This window comes from Ruegeria sp. BG11 (genome assembly GCF_056538565.1).
In genome coordinates this window covers 230,596-250,060 of record NZ_JBQFTH010000002.1, presented here as the reverse complement: position 1 = coordinate 250,060, position 19,465 = coordinate 230,596, and the positions used below count along the sequence as shown (strand labels likewise).

At 52.8% G+C, this 19,465-nt stretch carries 16 protein-coding genes, 1 tRNA gene and 1 pseudogene; 10 read left to right on the top strand and 8 right to left on the bottom strand.

Features of this window, described 5'->3' with window-relative positions:
- The first annotated feature begins 76 nt into the window (after positions 1-76).
- Entirely contained in the window at positions 77-1,897 is a 1,821-nt protein-coding gene (locus ACR0JF_RS05390) for a M3 family oligoendopeptidase (RefSeq protein ID WP_170660417.1), read from the top strand.
- Here ACR0JF_RS05390 and ACR0JF_RS05385 read toward each other — a convergent pair whose 3' ends face one another.
- The 3 genes from ACR0JF_RS05385 to ACR0JF_RS05375 are packed head-to-tail and all read right to left on the bottom strand — an operon-like array spanning position 1,898 to position 4,101.
- The gene (locus tag ACR0JF_RS05385; RefSeq protein ID WP_480668942.1) at positions 1,898-2,785 is read right to left on the bottom strand and encodes a DMT family transporter; all 888 of its coding nucleotides are present in this window, start codon (positions 2,783-2,785) and stop codon (positions 1,898-1,900) included. It lies immediately after the preceding gene.
- Between the two features lie 12 nt (positions 2,786-2,797).
- A complete protein-coding gene (locus tag ACR0JF_RS05380) occupies positions 2,798-3,067 on the bottom strand; it encodes a DksA/TraR family C4-type zinc finger protein (protein ID WP_170660419.1) in 270 nt (89 codons plus the stop codon).
- 59 nt (positions 3,068-3,126) lie between these two features.
- Positions 3,127-4,101, bottom strand: coding sequence for a Gfo/Idh/MocA family protein (locus ACR0JF_RS05375; RefSeq protein ID WP_170660420.1), 975 nt, complete (start codon positions 4,099-4,101; stop codon positions 3,127-3,129).
- A 423-nt stretch (positions 4,102-4,524) separates the two neighbouring features.
- Here ACR0JF_RS05375 and ACR0JF_RS05370 point away from each other — a divergent pair, with 423 nt between their 5' ends.
- Positions 4,525-5,637, top strand: coding sequence for a fasciclin domain-containing protein (locus tag ACR0JF_RS05370; RefSeq protein WP_170660421.1), 1,113 nt, complete (start codon positions 4,525-4,527; stop codon positions 5,635-5,637).
- Positions 5,638-5,686: 49 nt separating this feature from the next.
- Here ACR0JF_RS05370 and rpoH read toward each other — a convergent pair whose 3' ends face one another.
- Complete coding sequence (rpoH, locus tag ACR0JF_RS05365; protein WP_170660422.1) at positions 5,687-6,583, bottom strand: RNA polymerase sigma factor RpoH; 897 nt, start codon at positions 6,581-6,583, stop codon at positions 5,687-5,689.
- 145 nt (positions 6,584-6,728) lie between these two features.
- On the bottom strand, positions 6,729-7,763 hold the full coding sequence (locus tag ACR0JF_RS05360; protein WP_170660423.1) for an RluA family pseudouridine synthase: 1,035 nt from the start codon (positions 7,761-7,763) through the stop codon (positions 6,729-6,731).
- On the opposite strand from ACR0JF_RS05360, the gene ACR0JF_RS05355 reads away from it, so the two are divergent.
- Complete coding sequence (locus tag ACR0JF_RS05355; RefSeq protein WP_170660424.1) at positions 7,762-8,070, top strand: DUF6476 family protein; 309 nt, start codon at positions 7,762-7,764, stop codon at positions 8,068-8,070. The two genes, ACR0JF_RS05360 and ACR0JF_RS05355, sit on opposite strands and share 2 nt — an antisense overlap.
- On the opposite strand, the gene lipB is transcribed toward ACR0JF_RS05355, so the two are convergent.
- Positions 8,067-8,723, bottom strand: coding sequence for a lipoyl(octanoyl) transferase LipB (gene lipB, locus ACR0JF_RS05350; protein WP_170660425.1), 657 nt, complete (start codon positions 8,721-8,723; stop codon positions 8,067-8,069). The two genes, ACR0JF_RS05355 and lipB, sit on opposite strands and share 4 nt — an antisense overlap.
- 39 nt (positions 8,724-8,762) lie before the next feature.
- Positions 8,763-9,422: a DsbA family oxidoreductase gene (locus ACR0JF_RS05345; RefSeq protein WP_170660426.1), complete on the bottom strand. Its 660-nt coding sequence runs from the start codon at positions 9,420-9,422 to the stop codon at positions 8,763-8,765.
- Positions 9,423-9,552: 130 nt separating this feature from the next.
- Between ACR0JF_RS05345 and ACR0JF_RS05340 the strand changes: the two genes are divergently transcribed.
- The 4 genes and pseudogenes from ACR0JF_RS05340 to ACR0JF_RS05325 all read left to right on the top strand — a co-directional run bounded on the left by ACR0JF_RS05340 (position 9,553) and on the right by ACR0JF_RS05325 (position 14,375).
- Positions 9,553-9,639: transfer RNA gene (locus ACR0JF_RS05340), tRNA-Leu, on the top strand.
- Between the two features lie 32 nt (positions 9,640-9,671).
- Positions 9,672-9,848: pseudogene (locus ACR0JF_RS05335) on the top strand (DUF6538 domain-containing protein); the annotation flags it as partial.
- Between the two features lie 12 nt (positions 9,849-9,860).
- Complete coding sequence (locus ACR0JF_RS05330) at positions 9,861-10,985, top strand: tyrosine-type recombinase/integrase (RefSeq protein ID WP_480668969.1); 1,125 nt, start codon at positions 9,861-9,863, stop codon at positions 10,983-10,985.
- 450 nt (positions 10,986-11,435) lie between these two features.
- A complete protein-coding gene (locus ACR0JF_RS05325) occupies positions 11,436-14,375 on the top strand; it encodes a UvrD-helicase domain-containing protein (RefSeq protein WP_480610652.1) in 2,940 nt (979 codons plus the stop codon).
- A 250-nt stretch (positions 14,376-14,625) separates the two neighbouring features.
- On the opposite strand, the gene ACR0JF_RS05320 is transcribed toward ACR0JF_RS05325, so the two are convergent.
- Complete coding sequence (locus ACR0JF_RS05320) at positions 14,626-16,734, bottom strand: hypothetical protein (protein ID WP_480610655.1); 2,109 nt, start codon at positions 16,732-16,734, stop codon at positions 14,626-14,628.
- A 742-nt stretch (positions 16,735-17,476) separates the two neighbouring features.
- Here ACR0JF_RS05320 and ACR0JF_RS05315 point away from each other — a divergent pair.
- The 3 genes from ACR0JF_RS05315 (at position 17,477) to ACR0JF_RS05305 (ending at position 19,292) form a co-directional block, all read left to right on the top strand.
- Positions 17,477-17,647 carry a hypothetical protein gene (locus tag ACR0JF_RS05315; RefSeq protein WP_480668939.1) on the top strand — a complete coding sequence of 57 codons (171 nt, stop codon included), beginning with the start codon at positions 17,477-17,479 and terminating at the stop codon, positions 17,645-17,647.
- A 673-nt stretch (positions 17,648-18,320) separates the two neighbouring features.
- The gene (locus ACR0JF_RS05310) at positions 18,321-18,905 is read left to right on the top strand and encodes an HNH endonuclease signature motif containing protein (RefSeq protein ID WP_480610661.1); all 585 of its coding nucleotides are present in this window, start codon (positions 18,321-18,323) and stop codon (positions 18,903-18,905) included.
- Between the two features lie 108 nt (positions 18,906-19,013).
- The gene (locus ACR0JF_RS05305; RefSeq protein WP_480610664.1) at positions 19,014-19,292 is read left to right on the top strand and encodes a hypothetical protein; all 279 of its coding nucleotides are present in this window, start codon (positions 19,014-19,016) and stop codon (positions 19,290-19,292) included.
- The last annotated feature ends 173 nt before the right edge of the window (positions 19,293-19,465 follow it).

The window sequence follows — 19,465 nt, the reverse complement described above, 5'->3', positions numbered from 1 at the left end:
TGATCTTGACTGGCGGCTTGTGATCCGGGCGCGCCAGCCCTAGATGTTTGGCAACAAAGCTAATCAGAGGTGTTCCATGCGCGACCTGCCCTTTCCCGTCCGTGATGCAAATGCAGTCGGCGGTGCCGATAACCTCGGCAACTTGCCCGAATGGGACCTGACCGACCTCTATGCCTCGGAAGAAGCGGCCGAGCTGACGCGGGATCTGGACTGGCTTGAGGGCGAATGCGCCTCATTCGCCTCGGACTACGAAGGCAAACTGGCCGATCTGGACGCCGCAGGCCTGCTGACCTGTGTGCATCGCAACGAAAAGATCAACGCCATCGCCGGGCGGATCATGTCCTTCGCCGGTCTGCGCTACTACCAACTGACCACCGATGCCGATCGCGCCAAGTTCCTGTCGGACATGCAGGAAAAAATCACCGTCTTCACCACCCCTCTGGTGTTCTTCACGCTCGAGATCAACCGCATCGAAGACGACGTTCTGCAGGCCCATTTCGCGGCCAATGCTGATCTTGCGCGTTATGAGCCCGTCTTCCGCCGCATTCGCGCGATGAAACCCTACCAACTGTCTGACGAATTGGAGAAATTCCTCCACGACCTCGGCGTTGTCGGTGACGCGTGGGAGCGTTTGTTCGACGAAACCATCGCGGGCCTGACCTTCACCGTCGACGGCGAAGAGCTGAACATCGAAGGCACCCTGAACCTGCTGACCGAACAGGACCGCAGCAAACGCGAGGCGGCCTCGCGCGAGTTGGCCTCGGTGTTTCAGGAGAACATCAAAACCTTCGCCCGCGTTCACAACACGCAGGCCAAGGAAAAGGAAATCGTCGACCGCTGGCGCAACATGCCAACCGCTCAGACCGGTCGCCACTTGTCGAACGACGTCGAGCCCGAAGTGGTCGAAGCCCTGCGCGAAGCCGTGGTCGCCGCCTACCCCAAGCTGAGCCACCGGTACTACGAACTCAAACGCAAATGGCTGGGGCTTGACGTGATGCAGGTCTGGGACCGCAACGCGCCACTGCCAATGGAAGACACCCGCATCGTCGGCTGGGACGAGGCCGAGAAGACGGTGATGGATGCCTATAACGCCTTTGATCCGCGCATGGGTGAGATTGCCTCGCCGTTCTTTTCTAAAGGCTGGATCGACGCGGCGGTGAAGCCGGGTAAAGCGCCCGGCGCCTTCGCCCATCCGACCGTGACCGATGTCCACCCTTACGTGATGCTCAACTATCTGGGCAAACCGCGCGATGTGATGACCCTTGCACACGAATTGGGCCACGGTGTCCATCAGGTCCTGGCGGCGGATCAGGGCGAGATGCTGTCCTCGACCCCGCTGACACTGGCCGAGACCGCTAGCGTGTTTGGTGAAATGCTGACTTTCCGCAAAATGCTGGACAAGGCCGAAACCAAGGAACAGCGCAAGGTGCTTCTGGCTGGCAAGGTCGAGGACATGATCAACACGGTCGTCCGCCAGATCGCCTTCTACGATTTCGAATGCAAGCTGCACGCCGCCCGCCGCGAGGGCGAACTGACCCCGGACGACATCAACGCCCTGTGGATGAGCGTTCAGGCGGAAAGCCTCGGGCCGTCATTCGAATTCATGGAAGGGTATGAAACGTTCTGGGCCTATATCCCCCATTTCGTGCATTCCCCCTTCTACGTCTACGCCTATGCGTTCGGAGACGGCCTCGTGAACGCGCTTTATTCGGTCTACGAAAGCGGTGCTGAGGGGTTCGAGGACAAGTATTTCGAGATGCTGCGCGCCGGTGGGTCGAAACACCACAAGGATCTGCTCGCTCCGTTTGGGCTGGACGCAAGCGATCCCAAGTTCTGGGACAAGGGCCTGTCGATGATCTCGGGATTCATTGACGAACTGGAAGCGATGGAGGGCTGATCACTCCTGTTTCTTTGTCGTCAGGAAGACTGCAGCCACAATCAAAATAGCTCCTAGGGCCGCAATCGGTGTGATCGCGGCCCCCAGGAACAGCGCCGAATTGATAAACGTGAAAACGACAGAAGCGGCAAACATCAACGTTGCCGTCAAGGTCGATACGCGCACGGCGGCCTCGTACCAGAGGTAGTAGGCCATCGCCGTGGGAAGGACGCCCAGTAGGATCAGAAAAATCACATCCTTCGCCGTCGGGGTTTGCAGGGAAAACGCAGCCAATGGTAGCAACAGTGCACCAGCGCAGACAAAAATTCCGAATAGAAAGTTCAATCGCTCGGCTGTTGAGGTCGAATTGCGCATGGCCCGGCTACTTGAAACCAGAAACACGGCCCAACTAAGCCCTGCGCCAATTTCCAAAAGATCACCGAACAAAGGCTCTCCGCCACCCTGAAAATCTCGGAACACGGTCAGGAACACCCCAAAAATCGCTAGTATCGTGGCGAGTACATCCACGCGCGTAACTGGCGTATCTGCAAAGAAATAAAGGAAAAGCAGCACAAAAAACGGGGCGGTGTTTTCCAGTACCATGGCATTGGCGGCACCTGTGTATTCCAGCCCTACGTGAAACAGGATATAGTTCACGACTGTCGACAGTACGGCCAGCCGAAAGTTCCAGTCTTTGTGTTCGATCGAAACGGGCACACGCATGACCCGCAAAATGCAATAAACCGCTAGTGCCGCGATGAACAAGCGGGTCACCGCGATCTGTAGTCCACCCAAATCGCTCGTTAGATAGCGCACGATTACACTATGCGTGCCCCAGAGAAACGCGGCTAGAAACCCAAGTAGCAACCCGTTCTGCATCAATGGTTGTTTTGCAATAGAGTTAGGCATCCTGCGCCTGACCTACTTCAACTGGCTGTCTTTTGATCCGCGCCGGTTAATGCCTGACCGCTGTTGATATGTCCCGTCTCTCTCCTGCTGACAGTCCAGACAAAGCTTGACGCCGGGCAGTGCTTGTCGGCGTTTCTCGGGAATGGGTTCCTCACATTCCGCGCAATGGGTCAGGCTTTCACCGACCGGTCGCTTTTGCGCCTGCATACGTGCCAGTTCGTCGGAAATTGACACCTCGATCTGTTCGCTGACCGCACCATCGCGGGCCCAACCTCCGGCCATGACACCTCTCCTTTTGTGGATGCAGCACAGAATACGCGCGCCGGGCGACTACTGGCAAGTCAGAGGGGAATGGCATCCGCGAACACGCGATCAATCATCTCTTGCGTCCCACGCGAAAACTCCAGCGGGCAAGGATAGGCCGCCCCGTCGCGGACCGAACGGCAGAAGGCTTCAACCTGCAGTTTGTAGTGATCGTCGCCTGGGAACCGGGTCACCTGAACCTCAAGCCCCGGTCGATGCAGCTCGACGCGCGCCTCGCCGAACACGCGCGCGTTGAACGGGGCTGTCAGGCGGATAACACCGCCCTCGCCGTGAAACACCATCTCTTGATGCGGGTGCATCCGAATCGATACATAGGCCGAATAGGTAAAGCCCGGGAATTGCGCGCGAATTTCGGTGAACGTGTCGATGTCGTCCTGCCACCGGATCGCGGACTGAACTGCAGACGGCTCCTGACCGGTGACGAACCGCGCGCCGCCGATGACATACACCCCGATATCCCGCAACCCGCCCCCGCCGGTCTCTGCACGATTGCGAATGTTCGTGGTTTCCTCACGATTGTCGAAACTGAACGCGCCTGTCACATGGACCAGCTTGCCAATGGCGCCATCCGCGATGAGTTTCTGCACGAACTGCCACTGAGGGTGATGCACGATCATATAGGCCTCAGCCGCCAGCAAACCTGTCTGATCGCGCTTTTCGATCAACGCATCGAACTCTGCCGCCTGCATCGTCATCGGTTTTTCGCACAGCACGTGTTTGCCCGCGTCAAGCGCCCTCAGGCTCCATTCGACATGCATGTGATTTGGCAGAGGGATATAGACGGCCTCGATCTCGGGATCATCCAGCAGCGCGTCGTAGCTGTCATAGACGGTCAGATCGGGGCAGAAGGCCTGAAATGGTTCGGCCTTGGCCGCGTCCGAGGTCGCTAGCCCGGCCAAACGCGCCCCATTCGCCGCGTGGATCGCCGGGGCCATATACTGGCGCGCGAACTTGGCCGCGCCAAGGACACCGAATTGAACAGGTTTTTGCATCGTTTTCCCCTCTAGTATTCCGGCCCGATATCAGATCGCATATTTAGATCTTAACCCGTGCAACCTAACAGACAGCCACAATCTCGCCAGTCTTTTCCCCAGCTAAAAACCGCGACTTCTTGGATACAAATAGTAAGGGCAACTCTGTCTTGAAATTGCCACTTCCCCTCTTTTCAATCAACTTCTCCCTGACCACATACGTTGTTTCTGAAAACATTAACTTTCATGCGCAAACCGCCGTCTAGCCGACATTTTCCAACGTCAAACACTCCCAAAACTCAGATCGAAGAGCAAAAAGCTTTCATATTCAGTGATCCGTATCCGACTACGCTCCGTAGCCCTTTACATCGCTCTGCGCGGTTTGTGGTTGTTTCTGACAGACATCCAACCCAGGGCAATTAACAGGGTGGGAGATGCAAAGATATGAAAGATATTCAGACTGAGATTGAAATGGATGGCACGGGGTCGTCCGACGACACACAAACGATAACCGGTTTGGTCCTTGAAAGCGGCGCTCCGGGAGAGTTCGACAAGAATTCAGAAGATTTCGATATTCTGAGAGAGGCCGTACTGGCAGCTGATCTGGGCGATGCTCTGAATAACCCCGACGCTATGTTGACCCTGTTCGCACCACGAGACTCGGCGTTCATCGGTCTGGCGCAACAGTTGGGATACACCGGCGCAGACGAGGCCGGGTCGCTCAGTTACATCGTCAAGGCGCTGACATTACTGGGCGGTGGCGATCCCATACCGTTGCTAACCCAGATTTTGACATACCATGTCGTGGGTGACGCTTTCACGCTGGAACAGGTCGCGGGTCTGGGCGATGGCGCAGAGATCCCTACCGTTCAGGGCGGAACGCTGGAGTTGAATCTCGAAAGCACGCCACCAAGTCTCGGAGATGCAGATGATGGCATCGAAGACCCTGGACTAGTTGCCTTCGACACGATTGCTTCCAACGGTGTCATCCATGAATTGGACGGTGTGTTGCTGCCTGTGTCTGTAACCAGCATTCTATCGCAGAAAAACACCGATTTCGTGCTGGGGGATGACACCGATGAGTTCATTTTCACAGGACGTGGTCAGGACTTCATCCATGGCGGGGGCGGCAAAGATGTCATACGCGCCGGCTCGGGTGACGATGTAGCTCTTGGTGGCGCAGGCAACGACGTAATCTTCGGTGGACGCGGCGCTGACATTTTGCGCGGCGATGAAGGCAACGATAAAATCTTCAGTGGGCGCGGTGCCGACCTGGTCGATGGTGGTGCCGGCAACGACAAACTATTCGGTGGTCGCGGGCCGGACACGTTCGTCTACGAAGAAGGCGACGGAGATGATTGGATTTTCGGGTTCCGCGCCGGTCAGGACAAAATCGACCTGACGGGATATGACGGGATCACCAGCTTCGAAGATATCGAGGATGACATCTCTGGTCGCTTCTTCCGTACGGAAATCGAATTCGATGATGGTGGCAGCATTACCCTCGCGGGCGTTCGGGCGCACCAATTGTCGGAAGAAGACTTTATCTTCGCATAGTCGTAGGAGCATCGGCCCGCGCTATGTGCGGGCCGATGTATTCACTGTATCAGCGGGTCGCTAACATGCCCTTCTCGCGGGCCAGATCGCGCATTTTCTTTTGCAACTTCTCAAACGCGCGGACTTCGATCTGACGGATGCGCTCGCGGCTCACATTGTATTGCGTGCTGAGCTCTTCCAAAGTCACCGGCTGATCCATTAGGCGGCGCTGGGTGAGGATGTCCTTTTCGCGATCATTCAGCACCTCAAGGGAGGCTGCCAGCAGCTCACGCCGGGCGTCCAGCTCATCACGGGCTTCGTAGTCGCCCGCCTGATCGGCGTCTTCATCCTCAAGCCAGTCCTGCCACTGCATGGTGCCTTCGCCTTCGGACCCGACGGTCGCGTTTAGCGAGGCATCGCCGCCCGACATGCGGCGGTTCATGCTGATGACCTCTTCCTCGGTCACGCCAAGATCATTGGCGATCTTAGTGACGTTCTCAGGACGCAGATCGCCCTCTTCCAACGCACCGATGCGCGCCTTGGCCTTGCGCAGGTTGAAGAACAGCTTTTTCTGCGCCGAGGTTGTGCCCAGCTTCACCAGCGACCAAGACCGCAGGATATATTCCTGGATCGAGGCGCGAATCCACCACATTGCATAGGTCGCCAGACGGAAGCCTTTTTCCGGGTCGAACCGTTTGACCGCCTGCATAAGGCCGACATTGGCCTCGGAAATAACCTCGGCCTGCGGCAGACCGTAGCCGCGATAGCCCATGGCAATCTTGGCCGCCAGACGCAGATGCGACGTGACCATTTTATGAGCGGACTCGGTGTCCTGCTCTTCGACCCAGCGCTTGGCCAGCATGTATTCTTCTTCCGGCTCCAGCAGGGGAAACTTGCGAATTTCCTGCATATAGCGGTTCAGGCCGCCCTCAGGCGTCGGCGCGGGGAGATTTGCGTAATTTGCCATTTTGATGTCCCTCCGACAAATGTTTAGCTCTTTAACATACGATATGGGTAAGGAACCCATCCCTTTCAAGAGGTATCGTTAACAGTTTGAAATTAAGCTTGGGTAAAGGAAAGCTAAGAAACTCTTACTCACAGGAGTTTGCATATTATGACAGAGGGGTCCGAAGCGTTTCAATCAGGTCCTGCATGTCATGCGGCAGATCCGCTTCAAATCGAAGGTTTTCGCCGGTTACCGGGTGTTCAAAGCCCAAAACGGCGGCATGCAACGCCTGACGCGGAAAGGCGCGCACGGCCTCAGAGGTTGCCGCACTGAACGCTTTGGCCGCCAATTTACGTTTGCCACCATAGACCGGATCGCCAACCAGACCATGACCTGCGTGGGCCATGTGCACGCGAATCTGATGGGTGCGCCCTGTTTCCAGCCAGCATTCGATCAGTGCCAGCCCCGCCGGGGCACCAAATGTTTCGACCACACGCGCCCGCGTCACCGCGTGCCGTCCTCCGTGAAACAGAACCGCCTGTTTCTGACGGTCGGTTTTGTGTCGAGCAAGCTGAGTGGTCAGGCGCATGATATTGCCCGGCTCGAAACTGACGCCTTTGACACCCCGCAAGCGCGGGTCATTGGCATACGGCACGCCGTAGCAAACCGCTCGGTAGTAACGCTCGACACTATGCGCCTCGAATTGCGCCGCAAGCCCGTGGTGAGCTGCATCCGACTTGGCGACCACAAGTAGCCCACTGGTTTCCTTGTCGATACGGTGGACAATGCCAGGTCGTTTAATCCCGCCAACCCCGGACAAGTCTGCCCCGCAATGATGAAGCAGCGCATTCACGAGCGTTCCACTCGGCGAACCTGGCGCAGGATGCACGACCATCCCCGCAGGTTTGTTCACCACAATCAGGTCGTCATCTTCGAAGACCACGTCCAGCGGGATATCCTCGGGGCCGATATGGCTGTCTTCGGCCTCTGCAACCGTGATGACCACCGTGGCGCCTTCCGCCACCTTGGCCTTTGGATCGCGCACCTCAGCGCCCTCGACCAAAACCGAGCCCTCTTCGATCAAACGCGCCAGACGGGTGCGTGACAGGTTTTCCTCGGCTGGAACATCCCGCGAAAGCGCCTTATCAAGGCGAGGCGGCGGAGCGGCTGCAATCTGAAACTCAACCTGTCGGGTGCCCATGACTGTCCCTTCCGAACCCCAAGAAGAACCGCAGGAAACGCCGCAGCTGAGGCTGCTTCGGCGCATGGTCATGCTACTGACCGCGGTGATGATTGGCGGGGTTCTAGTGACATTCGCACTGATTGTCATCCGGCTATCGGACCGAACCCCGACCCTGCCCGATCAGATCGAACTGCCGGATGGCGCAAAAGCAAAGGCTGTGACGATTGGGAACAACTGGTACGCAGTCGTCACCGACGACGACCGAATCCTGATCTTCGACAAAACCACTGCGAAACTGCGGCAAGAGATAGTTCTGCAACCCTAGGCGTCGGCTTGTTCGAAGACTTCCGCAAAAGTCTTTTGTAGGGCAGTATCCACATCTGCCATGGTCACCGGCAACCCCAAGTCAACCAGCGATGTCATACCGTGCTCCCGAATGCCGCAGGGTACAATGCCCGAGAAATGGTCCAGCTCAGGCTCGACATTGATTGAGATGCCGTGAAAGCTAACCCATTTGCGCAGGCGCAGACCGATGGCGGCGATCTTGTCTTCCGCAGGTTGTCCGGTGATCGTCAGCGGTTTGTCGTCTCGTTGCACCCACACGCCAACGCGCCCGTCGCGAATCTCGCCTTTGACGTTGAACTCATCCAATGCGGCGATCACCCAGGTCTCGAGCTGCTTTACAAACAGGCGCACATCACGGCCTCGCTTGTTCAGGTCGAGCATGACATAGGCGACGCGCTGGCCGGGGCCGTGATAGGTGTATTCCCCGCCACGCTTGCTTTCATAGACAGGGAACCGGTCAGGGTCGGTTAGATCCTCGAGCCGCGCAGACGTACCCGCCGTGTAAAGGGGTGGGTGTTCCAGCAGCCAGACGCATTCCTCGGCCTCGTCTGCGGCAATGGCCTCTACGCGCGCCTCCATAAAGGCGACGGCCTCTTGGTAGTCGGTCAGTCCGTCTGAGATCTTCCATTCCATACTTGCCTCATACCGTGCCGGTCGGTTGGGGGAAAGAGGTCACGCGGCCTCTTCCAGACATTGCTTGAGGACATTGGCGTATGTCTCGACTCCTTGCGCTCCTGTGGTCAGGTATTTCCCGGCGAACACCATCGAAGGCACGCCAGAAATCCCGCGACTGGCCCAGAATTGCTGTTTCTCCCGCACCGGGGCCTGATGATCCCCGGATGCCAAAATCGCACGCGCGGCTTGCGGGTCCAACCCGGCCGCCTCAGCCGCGTCTGCCAGTACATCGATGTCAGAAACATCCTTTTGATCCGTGAAATATGCTTCGAAAAGCGCAAGCTTCAGGGGATGCTGCCGCCCCTGCCCCTCGGCCCAGTCCAACAACTGATGCGCCTGGAACGTATTCACCATGCGGCTGTCGTCAGTGAAATTGAAAGCAAAGCCAAGCTCTGCCCCAATCGAGGTCAGCCTCTCGCGCGCCTGTGCACTTTGTTCGGCGGTGCTGCCGTATTTCTCCATGATGTGTTCGCGCAGGTTCTGCCCTTCGGCTGACATCTGCGGGTTCAGTTCGAACGGATGCCACCTGAGCCGCGCGAGTACGTTTTGCTGCTGCAACGCCTGATCAAGCTGTTTGAAGCCTACGATACACCAAGGGCATACGACATCAGAGACAACATCAATCTGAACAACGGGGCGGGTATCCGGGGTGGTCATTGGGGGCTCCTACAAGGCGGTTGGCTGTTAAAGATATGAATGCCGGTACTGAATTTAAACCAACGCGCTTTTGCCTCTTCACATCCGGGTTCCAAGGGTCTATACGCCGCGCTACCAAGTCATTGGCAGTGCGGTCGTGGCGGAATTGGTAGACGCGCAGCGTTGAGGTCGCTGTGGGGTAACTCCCGTGGAAGTTCGAGTCTTCTCGACCGCACCAAGTACTTGATTTTCAACAGGTTTCTTCGTCGAATGCAACGACAAATGGAGCCTTTTGAGATGGATGTACGGGTGCCAAAGGGCCTCTTTAAGAGAGGTAAGGGATACGCAGTCAGAGTCGCAGTACCCCACGAATACCAAGCTATCATCGGTAAGAAAGAGATCGTGCGGGGTCTCGGAACGCAGGACTTGGCTGAGGCTTTGGTCAGGCGGAAGGAGGTCTTGCCTGAGATTCTGGCGTCGATTGGAGAAGGTTCGACGCCCGAACCCATCGTCAAACAGGTTGCCAAACTGACCATTCAAGAAAGGACGACCGTCAAAGGCACAGCACATCGGTGGTTGAGAGAGGCTGATGGCATCAAAGAGTCCACCAAGGCGAGATATCGGCAACACCTTGAGGGCTTTGAAGCCTTCGCTGGCAATATTGAGGTCACTGAAATCAACAGGGCGTTGGCTCTGTCATTCATGGAGCATCTCAAAGTCACACCGTCAGAAAGAACTGGCGAGATACTTTCGGCTCGTTCATTGCAGTCCTATCAATGCTGTCTCGCCTCCTACTGGCGTGTTCTAGATCACTGGGGGTTGGTTGATCCCGATGTTCGCAATCCCTTTTCGTCGCTTCTGAGGCGTGTTGCGGGGCAGAAAAAGAAGATTGACCCAAGAGAAAAGAAACTACGACCAGTGTCCCGAGACGAAGCAGAGCGCCTTCTCGCTTACATTGCTGGCAACTCGTCTCTAAAATACCAATTCGAAATGTTCGTCACAGTGCGATTGCTTTGGGTTACCGGATGCCGCCTCAATGAAATCTGTGGGCGCTATCTGACCGACATAGAGGACCGAGGCGAATACATCAGCATCCACATCCCAGAGGCTAAGACTGAAGCAGGGAAGCGGACTGTGATGATTGTTGGTGATGAAGATTGCGAATTGCTAAGAGCGGCAATCAAGCAAGCCGCAATAGTCGAACCGTCCTGCCCAGAGAACAAAGGGCGGTTGTTCCCTCGGATCACTCTAGGCGGCTACGACAAGCGGCCCAGCCACTACCTCGGTAAAGCCTTGGAAAAGGCGAGAAAGAGCCTTAAGGGCGAAAACTCCAAATGGGACATGCACTCGTTTCGTCGCACCGCCGTATCTGCCCTGGTCAACGCTGGGGTTGCGAGAGAGGCGCGAAACCTAGCTGTAGGTCACTCCAACAAAGACGACATTGGTATCAGCGTCTACGCCAAGAGGGCCGAGCTAGATGACGTGATCCTGACGACGTTCAAGGCGCTTTTTGCGGAACTCGGAGGAAGCCTTGTGTCACCCTTGGTTCGATTTGAAGCAAAAAAAAAGAAATCAATCGAGTAGGTAGAAAAGGAAGTTGGAATGAAAAGTGCGGGGTTTCTTTCGGCACCTCAGGCCATCTATGAGCGAGTCATGTTCAGCTACTTAATGTTGGTGGATCAAACAAATTGCTGACTTGATTGCGGGTCTTGAACTCGGAACAAGCTCGGGACTGAACAACCTGTATGACCGAGACAGAGTCAGGAAGCGTCTCATAGATGAACTTCATGCTGATGAGGAAGTGGCTGGTGAGAAGCACGCTATGGACGCAGAGTTGGACGCTCTGGCCACCTAAACTTCTGCCAGTAGAACCTTGGGCCAGCTTCTCGCTGGTCCTCTTCTGTTTGTGGGGTCAGTCGCCTCCAAGGCTGGTCAAAATACCTTTAATTTGATTGATGAATGCTTTGGTCCTAACGGTTAACGTATTCCTTTGTAGGTTCCCAGAGCAGAATTAGTAGCAAACGTCGTATTGGAATGAGCACTTTGAGCAAGCATGAAATTAGGAGAAGCCCATGGCTTGGGGCTCTTCTACGTGTTTTTGGCCAAACCGGTCACTCAATCGCATTGAGTGTTTACGGGATAGAATTGGGTGCAAGCAAAGTACACCAACTGAGTTTTGAAAAGCTCTCAGGTCCATTGCAGCTTACAAAGAAATTCGGACTAATCGCCATTAGGGTTCCCCGGAAAGGCAGCACGGACTTAATGGCTGTCGGGTTTAACTCAGCACAAGCGGCTGGTTTTGTGTCGAAAGCAGACGCAGCTTGGCGTAGACACTTTACTCAACAAATCGATGAGCACAACGAAGAGATTAACGCTCTTGCCGCTGTAGTTGAACGTCTGCGGAACCCAAAACGTTACCCCTCGGGGTGCCTTCTAGAACCCTTCCTAACAAGAGCCCAAAAGTTACTTGAAAAGTTACCGGAGTCTATTCCCCCGAACGTCCTGCCTACGGAGCAGCAAAACAAGCTTGATCAAATAGCTGAATTTAGAAGGGCACCTGAAGCGCTTCGTGCTTCCGCAATAGAGCTGTTTCTCAACAGTGACCTAGAAGCTATGAAATCCTTCTTCGATACAATCGAGTCTAACCCACTCACACCAGAACAACGCCTTGCAGTGTCAACTGACGAGGATGCAACGATTGTTTTAGCTGGGGCTGGTTCAGGGAAAACTAGCGTTATTGTAGCAAAAGCTGCCTATCTTATTGATCGCCAAGTCCGAAAGCCCGAGGAAATCCTTCTCATGGCTTTTGGAAAGGATGCGGCCACTGAGATGGCGACGCGAATTGAAGAAAGGTCAGGCGCCAAAGTCGATGCAACGACCTTTCACGCTCTCGGCAACAAAATCATTCGTGAAGTAGAAAGCGGAAATCCTGCGTTGGCGGCTCACGCGAGCGACGACAAACAATTCCAAGCGCTTCTTCGAGACATACTAGTGAACGATATCATTCCACAGTCGGACCTGGGATCTTCTTTGTTAAAATGGTTCTCAGAGTTCTACTGGCCATACAAGAGTGAGTGGGATTTTAAGACTAAAGATGAGTATTATCAATATGTAGAAGCGCATGAGCTTCGCACCTTTCAAGGCGAATTGGTCAGAAGTTTCGAAGAGTGGGAAATTGCCAATTGGCTATACTTGAACGGGATCGCTTACGAATACGAGCCAAGTTACGAACATCATGTCGAAGAGAACAATCGGACCGCATATACACCGGATTTTCGACTCACCGAAAGCGGTGTTTACATTGAACACTTCGGGGTCCGAAAGTCTACCAGCACTACTGGAGAAAACACACTCACTACCGCCCCAAACGTCAACTGCAAGGCATATCTCGAGGGCATGGATTGGAAGAGGCAGGTTCACCAAAAGTATGAGACTACACTTGTCGAAACATATAGCTACGAACGTGTAGAAGGACGTTTGACTGAGGCCCTTGAGGAGAAACTCACTCCTCACGTCACGCCGAATCCACTTCCACCAGAAAAGGTTTTTGATCAGTTGACCGAGATGGGCCAGGTCGACGCATTTACACAAACATTGGGGACGTTTCTCCGGCACTTTAAAAGTTCGGGTACTACAGCGGAGGAGTGTCGGGCTCGCGGAGAAAGGTCACGAGACAAAGCTCGCAGTCACGCTTTTCTGAAAATCTTTGAACCACTGCTGGAAGCTTATGAAGCAAGGCTGGCTGACAGGATCGACTTTGAAGATATGATCTTACGGGCGACTAAACATGTGGAGGCTGGTCGATACAAAAGCCCATATCGTCATCTTCTGGTAGATGAATTCCAAGACATTTCAGAAGGCAGAGCGAGACTTCTCAAGGCCCTCAAAGCACAACATGAGGATGCTCGAATATTCGCCGTGGGCGACGATTGGCAATCGATCTATCGTTTTACTGGTTCGGACATTCACCTGATGCGAGAATTTGGCGAAGAGTTTGGTGGAGTGTTCGCTGGTAAGCACGGAATACACAGCTCAGTGGATTTGGGTCGAACCTTTCGAAGCGTAGACAAGATTGCCTTGCCAGCACGAGCGTTTGTACTCCAAAACCCTTCTCAAATCACAAAGCAAGTAGTCCCTGCTGGCACGTCAGAGTCACCTGCAATTATGGTAGAGCATTTTGGTTGGGGCCAAGAAGACGAGGCTCTAGAGTTCGTGTTAAAGGGAATCGCCTCGAAGTCGGAAGGCGACAAGACGTCCGTACTTTTGCTTGGACGCTATAACTTCTTAAAACCAGATGGTTTCCCACAAATGCAGAAGCGATATCCCAAACTTTCGCTCAAGTTCATGACGGTTCATCGCTCCAAAGGTCTGGAGGCGGATCATGTTGTTGTCCTGAATGCTGTGTCTGACAAAATGGGATTTCCGTCAGAGATTGTTGATGATCCATTGTTGGACCTAGTCCTCCCAAAACCAGAAGAGTTCGATCACGCAGAAGAAAGACGTTTGTTCTATGTCGCCCTTACTAGAGCGAGAAAAACAGTCACGGTTTTGGCAGACCGTCAACGACCATCAGTATTCGCGCGAGAGCTACTTGAGAACCCGGAATACCAAGCCGTCGAGCTAAGCGACGCAGAGGTAGCTCACCGAAAATGCAAAGCCTGCGGCGGTAGGATGTTGTTGCAGACTTCGACGAAAGGCCTTTCCTATTTCCAGTGCGAGCATCGGAAGTTATGCGGGGAAACTCTTCGACCATGTGGAGAGTGTGGAAAAGACGTACCCATCCAGGACAAGATCAATCCTCGCAAGTTTGTTTGCAGTTGCGGAGCAGTGTTTTCTGGTTGCCCAAAGTGTTTTGATGGTTGGCTCGTTGAGCGAAAAGGCAAGTGGGGGAGCTTCTTCGGATGTGTAAGGTACCCGGATTGCAACGGGAGGAAATCGATACCCAAGAAAAGAAGTAGTGCCACGCGCCTTTGAACAAGCCACAGAAGCGTGGATGGACAACGGTTCAAAGGGCTTTGCGGTACTCAAGGGGCGTCAGGGGTTCTTTGAGAGAATGCAGAGGAATCGAAAGAATGCCGCGGCTGAAAATTGTCTATTTTCAAATTATTAACTCTCCACAGCGACCATGTTTTGAAAGCAAAAAGTGGTCAAATTTGAAAGAAAACCATAGCAATTCTCCCTGTCAACTACGGTAGTGCGGAAAGACAGGGAGAAGCTTCGCTCACTATTTAAAGTAAATCTCTTCTGCTTTTCTAAGGATCTCACTTTTGACGCGCTGACTTGGATCCGATCGTCCGGATTTGTTTACGAGTCCCTTGTCTTGGAGTTTTGAAGTTCGACGTCCCACCAATTGGTAGGTGACGTCTATTAGGGATGAGATTTCGCCAGCGGCCATCTTTCGACCTTCTTTGTGAAGGGTATTTAAGATTTCAAGTTCGACTGGCTCCAGTCTAATATCATCGCTAATTTGAGCCACTTCCTCGGATAAATCATCGGCAAGGTTCACAACTGAACAAGTCCCTTCAACGCATTCAGGGCACCTCCATTTGTACATCTCGAAGCTGCCTTGTTGTTCAAGCGGAAAGGAGGTTTTGCATTGTTCACAACGTATTGTCTTCTTGCTCGAGATAAAACGATGAATAGACGCAGTGAGATCGAAACACCTTTGTACAAAGTAATTTCGATATTCTCTTCCCGCAGGGTATCCCCAAGAGATTCGCTCTAACTCTGTTAGTCCATAATAAACTGCCAAGACAAATACTGGTTTGCCATCCTTGTCTCTAGTCGACTTGTAGCGTGAAACTAAGAAGTTGGCTTCAAGGGCGTCAAACATCCCGACTACCGACGGTGAGACGAGAAAATGACTTACGGGCGGGTTGGACAACTCAGAGAAGTATGTTCCACCGACTGTCCCTTCTGAAATTTTGTTGCGAGTTTCTCTGAGTTCCCGAACAACGTGCTCCAGAAGTTTCTTTTGATTATGACGATCAAGTTTGTTGTCAAATGGCTCTAGTGCAAAACGGTTCAAGACATCAAAGTACTTGGCAATGGTCGAATCGTAGTACTTTCTAGCCGCGAGCCGTATCGAAGCTTGGGTAATTGACTGTCCCTTTGAGATCCTATCAAGGAAACAGGTGTGTAGAAGGGCTCCCATTAGACGAGGCACGTTGAAGGTGCATTGAAACATGAGCTTCATGTGGCTTTCTAGTGGCGCGCTACTATCGAAGTAGTCTTCTATCTTTTCACCGAAAGCTCGAAACCTTGTATCCAGAAGGCGAGTCGTATAGTCGACCGCTGATTGCTCCATTGTCTGAACTTCGGATGCTTCATAAAGCTCTGAGAAGTCCAAGTGGATAGTGTCGATCTTTGTGGGGTCGATGCCACCATAATAGGTCCTGCCTGGATAACCCGCTATCTTAAGTTTAATGGTTTCGTTGCTCGAATTATTGAGAGGCGCCAAAACAACATCTACAAATAGTCTTTGGTCCAAATAACTAAGTTCAGAAAAGTCATCAAAGAACACCACCAAACGTTTCAACGCGCTTTCTTTTAGTAGGTCTTTTACTTCATTGATGATCTCTTCAAATGGAAAAGTGCTGAGCACTACCGAAGAATACTCACGGTAAGTTTCATTATCGCTGAGAGTTTTCTCAAAATCTGACAGGTTTGCGTTCGCAGTAAGTTTTGGATCGAGCGCATTTAATTCAACACCTACTCCAACACTCGCCTCCTGTCCTTTCTCTCTTTGCTTCTGAGAGGCCAAATTCTGTTGAATAGTTCGCAAAATAGGCAGTTCTTGATCAGTGAGATTGGACTCCTTCACTTGCCCTTCCAAGTCCAACAACTTTTGCTCAAGGTCCTCAATTGTCCTTTTCCTGCCTATCCATCTGTCCCAAATTGACATTTCATCGCTGGATTTTCGCAGTTCCTTGAGCATTTCTGAGATTACGGATCCTAGAAATGCCTTTCTCAGTAGATGCGTTCGACAAATCCCCGCGTCAATATCAATCTCGCTTTGCGCTGCTGCAATTTCGGCTGGCTTGGTCAGGTCGTACAGACTTTTGACATCCAAGTAGCAGGAAATTACGTCTCTAGAGTTCCGGAGTTCGGATTGGGCCTTAGCAAATACTGTACTTTTGCCAGTACCTTTTCTCCCTAGAACAAAAGTCGTACTACTCGAGAGAACGGTTTTTAGCACAGCGTTGTTGGGCAGTGGGTCCACATACAGTTTGTCAACCGCGTTGCCCTTTAAATCATCTTCGAAGTCTTTGAGTTCCGCTCGCCGATACTGTCGTAGTGATTCTGCGATCCTAGAAAATTTCTCTGAATTCACGGTAAGTTCCTCGTACAATCGAAAGCACTATTTTCCTCTTAGGAAGTGGCGTCAACCCAGGATGGTTTTAGCTGTGCTTAATTCAATCTTGTCTCTCGTCGCGTGTGGATGCAGCTCTCTTTGAATCCCTTCGTAGGGTGAGTTTAAGAGTTAGGTTCCGAAAATTTTGAAAAATCTGTGAGGGTATTATTGGTAGGTCCGCTCCCGTCTACCCCCGGTACCCCTACAATACACTCACCGCCCAACGAACTGTCCTCTCGGTCAACCAACCGTCAACCTTCGATCCACTGTGAGACGGTTTAGGAGAACCCGATGCTCAGTTAGTGTGGAAATACGCCTGATGATCACTGCTTCGGGTATCGTTGCTCGAAGTGAATCTTGGAATAACAGTAGGTTACATTGAATACAGTCGGACAGGTGTACGGATTTATGGGAATTTACCCCTCATAAGGAGAACAAACCTACCGTATAGTGAAAAACCCCTCGTATGGACCAGACATGCCTCATCATCGCTCTCGGCTACTAAACTTTCCATATGGAGTACAGGCACGGTTCTCTCCGATACCGGATAATAAAGCTGCATATGGAGTACACGTGAAAAAACACCCATTTTATCTCCCCTGAGATTGCTTGGGTGTTCTTTGGTTTTTACTGAACGGTACTCAATCCACTTCTTGCGAGCCATTCGCAACCATCTCCCAAATACATTTTCTTTGAACGCCAATTCTTTGGAGGCTTACCCATGTCCATTTACGAAGCCAGTTTCAAATCCGTCGATCCTATCACGGGCGACACAAAGTTTGACCGACTGATAACCATGCGAGCCAGAAGCGCCGCTCAGGTCCAAGCCCACGTCGAAACTCTCGGCCTAACCCAAGGCAATCCCGGTGAACTGAAAGTCTACCGCTTCTAATTCTCGAGAAATTCTAAGCACATGAATGCAATAATTGAACCTTTGGTTGACGGCGAAAGCCCTTTACCTTCACACACCATTTGCCCAGTTTGCGGGGCGCTCTTCAAGTACCGTCGAAACAAAACCTATTGTTCCTCTCGGTGCCGCAAGACCGCTAGCAAACGCAAAGAACGCAGTCGACTTCCAGCCAATGCAGCTAACAGCGCTGGTAAAGCAAGGCAGCAAGCGGAGAAGTTAGACCTCGCTCTACGCATGGCTGAGACCCTCTACACGATGCCCCCTTGCAAACGACTAGGTTACATCGAAACTATTGTTCAACTCGCTCGTAGCGGCCACTGCCCACTCGTTCGAGATATTCTCACTACACCGCATCTTGTTAGGCCAGACCCCACAGATCGACGCCTCTTCTACCGCAAGCAACCCCGGTCCTACTGTACTATTTCTCAAGCGGCTAACAGGTACACGTTGTGGTCACCTTGGGGCTCGACAGTTGTCCAGGTGGTTCGCGGATTGGTTCCTGATCCACCCACCGGCGAGATCTTTGAGAAAGAACCTGTCGATGATGGTCGCGGCTTCCTATCGGGACAGAAAAGCGTCGACACCCTTAATAAGAGAGAACTAACAGCCTCGCCCAATCGGCGGGGCTTTTCAATTTCACACACAAAGGAAAAAAATGACAAAGACCCAACAAATACTTACCCCTCAAAACCTTCTGTTTTTGCATCAGATGTTTGATACGTCGGAGATTGAGAAGGGTATCCTATACTGGAAAGAACGCCCCAGAAGCCACTTCAAGAGTGAGCGACACCAACTCAGTTTCAATGGTCAATGGGTTGGTAAGAAAGTTGGTCGCAAAGCGACCCAAGCCGATCCTCGGGTAACTGTAAGAATAACACTCCCGAACAGAGGCGACACTCTGGTCTTGATGCATCGGCTAATTTGGTTGCTCTACTTTGGCGAAACACCTCCCAAGATGATCGACCACATCAACCGTATCAGTTGGGACAATCGACCATCAAACTTGAGAGCAACAACGCCAAAGCAGAACTCCGAAAACAGCATTTCCCATTCTTTTTGTCGTTCCTCAGGTTCCATCTCTGAGTCCACAGAAGGCCTCTACAGGCTGGAATTTCAGCCGCCAGAGGGGGAGCCTTGGAACCTGGAGTTCGACTCTCAGTTGTTGGCTGAAACGGCCATGAATTACCTCTCGTTCCTTTACGACGATAGGTGGAAGCTTAAGGCTGATCAGTGCGCTTAAGATGACCGACTATCTGACCATCATCCTCACCCATTTCAACGAAGTAATCTTCTATGTCGGTCAACTGGAAAGGATGATCGAGCGAACGACCAAAGCAGATCAATTGCCATGAATACCAAAGTAAAAACACAAGCACTTTGCGAATACTTCAACAACAAGCCCGATGGTGAATACCATCCGTTTATCGTGAGTTCTGAACTCGGGGTCCCTAGTTCCACATGGCGGCGATACGCCAGACTTTATCTCTATCCTCTAGGCTCAGACGCACGTAAAGCCTTGGCTAAAATTGGGGTTACGATTAGTACGCGCCAGGAACCTAAGGATGTCCGTGATGGCAAGCTCTACATCTCGACCTTCGTGAAAGAGAAAATCGCTGGCGATGGTTAAACTACCTTTGTCCGCGATCCCGGCAGGGGAACGGAGCGAGGCATCGAGAGCGGCTCTCAGGCAAAGGCGCTTAGCCTATCAAAAAGAGAACCAAACCAAGACGTGTACAGTGCCGGGTTGTGACAAACCTAGGCGTGGTGTCTCATGCTATTGCCGTGGTCACTATCAACGGA

Bases quoted from the DNA above. Each gene is read 5' to 3' on its own strand.
- ACR0JF_RS05390 (WP_170660417.1), top strand. From the start codon at position 77: ATGCGCGACCTGCCCTTTCCCGTCCGTGATGCAAATGCAGTCGGCGGT.
- ACR0JF_RS05385 (WP_480668942.1), bottom strand. From the start codon at position 2,785: ATGCCTAACTCTATTGCAAAACAACCATTGATGCAGAACGGGTTGCTA.
- ACR0JF_RS05380 (WP_170660419.1), bottom strand. From the start codon at position 3,067: ATGGCCGGAGGTTGGGCCCGCGATGGTGCGGTCAGCGAACAGATCGAG.
- ACR0JF_RS05375 (WP_170660420.1), bottom strand. From the start codon at position 4,101: ATGCAAAAACCTGTTCAATTCGGTGTCCTTGGCGCGGCCAAGTTCGCG.
- ACR0JF_RS05370 (WP_170660421.1), top strand. From the start codon at position 4,525: ATGAAAGATATTCAGACTGAGATTGAAATGGATGGCACGGGGTCGTCC.
- rpoH (WP_170660422.1), bottom strand. From the start codon at position 6,583: ATGGCAAATTACGCAAATCTCCCCGCGCCGACGCCTGAGGGCGGCCTG.
- ACR0JF_RS05355 (WP_170660424.1), top strand. From the start codon at position 7,762: ATGACTGTCCCTTCCGAACCCCAAGAAGAACCGCAGGAAACGCCGCAG.
- ACR0JF_RS05360 (WP_170660423.1), bottom strand. From the start codon at position 7,763: ATGGGCACCCGACAGGTTGAGTTTCAGATTGCAGCCGCTCCGCCGCCT.
- lipB (WP_170660425.1), bottom strand. From the start codon at position 8,723: ATGGAATGGAAGATCTCAGACGGACTGACCGACTACCAAGAGGCCGTC.
- ACR0JF_RS05345 (WP_170660426.1), bottom strand. From the start codon at position 9,422: ATGACCACCCCGGATACCCGCCCCGTTGTTCAGATTGATGTTGTCTCT.
- ACR0JF_RS05325 (WP_480610652.1), top strand. From the start codon at position 11,436: ATGAGCACTTTGAGCAAGCATGAAATTAGGAGAAGCCCATGGCTTGGG.
- ACR0JF_RS05315 (WP_480668939.1), top strand. From the start codon at position 17,477: ATGTCCATTTACGAAGCCAGTTTCAAATCCGTCGATCCTATCACGGGC.
- ACR0JF_RS05310 (WP_480610661.1), top strand. From the start codon at position 18,321: ATGACAAAGACCCAACAAATACTTACCCCTCAAAACCTTCTGTTTTTG.
- ACR0JF_RS05305 (WP_480610664.1), top strand. From the start codon at position 19,014: ATGAATACCAAAGTAAAAACACAAGCACTTTGCGAATACTTCAACAAC.